At 72.0% G+C, this 3600-nt stretch carries 2 protein-coding genes; one reads left to right on the top strand and one right to left on the bottom strand.

Going from position 1 to position 3600, the window contains the following annotated elements; all coding sequences use genetic code 11:
- Positions 1 to 96 precede the first annotated feature (96 nt).
- Positions 97 to 2274 carry a fructose-specific PTS transporter subunit EIIC gene (locus tag ACWF9Z_RS36575; RefSeq protein WP_453609926.1) on the bottom strand — a complete coding sequence of 726 codons (2178 nt, stop codon included), beginning with the start codon at positions 2272 to 2274 and terminating at the stop codon, positions 97 to 99.
- A 355-nt stretch (positions 2275 to 2629) separates the two neighbouring features.
- On the opposite strand from ACWF9Z_RS36575, the gene ACWF9Z_RS36570 reads away from it, so the two are divergent.
- On the top strand, positions 2630 to 3600 hold a 971-nt coding region (locus ACWF9Z_RS36570; RefSeq protein ID WP_453609924.1), incomplete at its 3' end, for an adenosylhomocysteinase.

Genomic DNA, 3600 nt, shown 5'->3' with positions numbered 1-3600 from the left:
CCCCTGCGCTCTCGCAGGGGGCCCCGTCGCGTCCGGCGGACCCGGCCAGGCCGCTCGCCGCGGCCCCGGGCCCGGGGGCCGCCCGGAGGGCCGCGGCTACCGGATCTCGCGCAGTACGTCCAGGATCGCGGCCTCGTCGGGGGCGGCCCGCAGCCGCTCCCGGAAGCCGGTGTCCATCAGCTTGCGCGACAGCAGCGCCAGGATCCGCAGGTGCTCGTCGTCGGCGGCGGCCTCCGGCACCGAGATCATGAACACCAGCCGGGCCCTCGTCCCGTCCAGCGCGCCCCACTCGATGCCCTCGGCGGACCGGGCGAACCCCACCGTCGGCCGGATCACGGCGTCGGTCTTGGCGTGCGGGATCGCGATCGACTCGCCGAGACCCGTCGTGCCCTGCGCCTCCCGGGCGAGGGCGACCCGTACGAGCTCGTCCACGTCGCGGACGTTGCCGGTGCGGGCCAGCATCCCGGCCATCTCGCGGATCGCGGCCGCCTTGGAGTCCGAGGCCAGCTCCGTCTTCACGGTCTGCCCGGTCAGGTACCCGGACAGCACCTCCGGCCTGCGGACCCCGGCGACGGGAGCCCTGGTGACGGGCACCGCGGCCGTCTGCCGCGTCCGTACGGCCGTCGCGGTGGCGACGCCCGCCTCCGCGCCCACCCGGGGAACGACGCCTGCACCGGCGGGGGCCCCGGCACCGGCCCCGGCCCCGACACCGGCCCCGGCCCCGGCACCGACACCGGACAGGGCCGGCTCCGGCGCGGGCACCGCCGGCCCGCCGGGCACGCCGTCCCGGCGCTGCTTGAACTCGATCAGCGCGTTCGTCGTCAGCGCCGTCACGACCGCACCGGCCGCGATGGCGACGAAGAACATCGCGACGCCGCTGACCGCGCCGAACAGCGAGACGACCGGACCGCCGTGCGGCACCGAGCCCTGGACCCCGGCCACACCGGCGATCGCACCGGCCACCGCGCCACCGAGCATGTTCGCCGGGATGACCTGGGCGGGCCTGGCGGCGGCGAAGGGGATCGCGCCCTCGGAGATGCCGAAGAAGCCCATGAACAGGGCCGCGAGGCCGGTCTCCCGCTCCTCGGCGCCGTAGGACGTGCGGCGCATCAGCGTGGCCAGACCCTGGCCGAGCGGCATGACCGGGATGGCCGCGGCGGCCATGCCCATGACGTGGTTGTTGGTGCCGATGAGGCCGACGGCGACCAGGAACGCGGTCTTGTTGACCGGACCGCCCATGTCGAAGGCGATCATCAGGCCGATCAGGGTGCCCAGCACGACGGCGCTGGAGCCGGTCATCCCGTTCAGCCAGCCGGTCAGGGTCGTGAAGAGCCAGGAGATGGGCCGGCCGATCACGTAGACGTAGAACAGCCCCAGGGCCAGGGTCGACAGGATCGGGATCACGATGACCGGCATGATCGGCTGGAGGGCCCCGGGGACCCTGATCTTCTTGATCCACACGACCAGGTAGCCCGCGAGGAAGCCCGTCGCGATGGCGCCCAGGAAACCGGCGTTCGCGTCGGCCCCGTAGATGTCGACGGCGTCGGCGGCCAGGAATCCGCCGATCATGCCGGGTACGAGGGCCGGCCGGTCACCGAGGGCGTGGGCGATGTACCCGGAGAAGACCGGCAGCATCAGGCTGAAGCCGGTCACGCCGAGCTTGTTGACGTAGAACCAGAACGTCCCGTCGGGAATGACCAGCCCGCCCTCGGCGTCCGCGTGCCCGCCGAGGGACAGGGACACCGCGAGCAGCAGACCGCCCACGACCACGAACGGGATCATGTGCGAGACGCCGTTCATCAGCGCCTTGTACGCCTGGCTGCGCTGCCGGCCGCCGCCACCGCCGCCGCCACCGCCGCCACCGCCGACGCCGCTGCCCGGCGCCGCCGAGGTCCCGGCCCGCACCGGCGCGGCCCGCACCGGCGCGGTGCGCACGCGCGCGAAGAGCTCCTCCGGCGCGTGGATGCCGTCCGCGACACCGGTGGACAGCACCCGCTTGCCGGCGAACCGCTCGAGGTCGACCTCCTTGTCGGCGGCGACGATGACCCCGTCGGCCTCCCTGACATCGTTGTCAGTGAGTACGTTCTCGGCCCCGATCGAGCCCTGCGTCTCCACCTTGATCGAGATGCCGAGGCGATCCGCGGCCTGCTGGAGCTTCTCCGCGGCCATGTAGGTGTGCGCGATGCCGGTGGGGCACGCGGTGACGGCGACCAATTTCACGGGCTCGTGCCCGCCCGCGCTCCCGCCGCCGGGCGGGCCTGACTGACCGGTCACTGGATCTCCTCACGCCACGGCTCGGTCCTGCGGGGCCGCGCCCGTAAACCCGGCCCAACCGGCATCCTTCACCCTGCGAGCGCGGCATCATAAGTCCGAAAGGCCCCGACTTCGCCGCCGGAATACCCGAACCCCGGCCACGACTTGCCCGGAGATCGTCTGGGCCCCGCTCGGCCGATCGGTGTAGATTCGACATCAGTGTCAGGCGTCGCTGCTGATGGCGGTCGGGCGGTCCTCGTGACCGGCCGAGGGGAGAGAGGACCCCCGACGGACTGAGCGCCATGTGCCACGTCCCCACGGACGGTGCACGGCTCAGCCGTACCCACCCTCTCGACCCATGAGGAGCAGCATCCACATGACTGCCGCATTCACCGACTTCAAGGTCGCGGACCTCTCCCTCGCCGCCTTCGGGCGCAAGGAGATCACCCTCGCCGAGCACGAGATGCCGGGTCTGATGTCGATCCGCGCCGAGTACGCGGCCGCCCAGCCCCTGGCCGGCGCCCGCGTCACCGGTTCCCTGCACATGACCGTGCAGACCGCCGTGCTGATCGAGACCCTCGTCGCCCTCGGCGCCGACGTCCGCTGGGCCTCCTGCAACATCTTCTCCACCCAGGACCACGCGGCCGCCGCCATCGCCGTCGGCCCGAACGGCACGTCGGAGAACCCGCAGGGCGTCCCCGTCTTCGCCTGGAAGGGCGAGACGCTGGAAGAGTACTGGTGGTGCACGGAGCAGGCGCTGACCTGGCCGAACACCCCCACCGGCGGCCCGAACATGATCCTCGACGACGGTGGCGACGCCACCCTCCTCGTCCACAAGGGCGTCGAGTTCGAGAAGATCGGCGCGGCCCCGGACCCGTCCACGGCCGACTCCGAGGAGTACGGCTACATCCTCACGCTCCTCAACCGCACCCTGGGCGAGTCCCCGCAGAAGTGGACGCAGCTCGCGTCCGAGATCCGCGGCGTGACGGAGGAGACCACCACCGGTGTCCACCGCCTCTACGAGATGATGTCCGAGGGCACCCTGCTGTTCCCGGCGATCAACGTGAACGACGCCGTGACGAAGTCGAAGTTCGACAACAAGTACGGCTGCCGCCACTCCCTGATCGACGGCATCAACCGCGCCACCGACGTCCTCATCGGCGGCAAGGTCGCGGTCGTCTTCGGCTACGGCGACGTCGGCAAGGGCTGCGCCGAGTCCCTGCGCGGCCAGGGCGCCCGCGTGATCATCACCGAGATCGACCCGATCTGCGCGCTCCAGGCGGCCATGGACGGCTACCAGGTCGCCACCCTCGACGACGTCGTCGAGACGGCCGACATCTTCATCAC

This window comes from Streptomyces sp. NPDC054961 (assembly GCF_053609145.1).
This window is presented reverse-complemented; position numbering and strand designations above follow the sequence as displayed.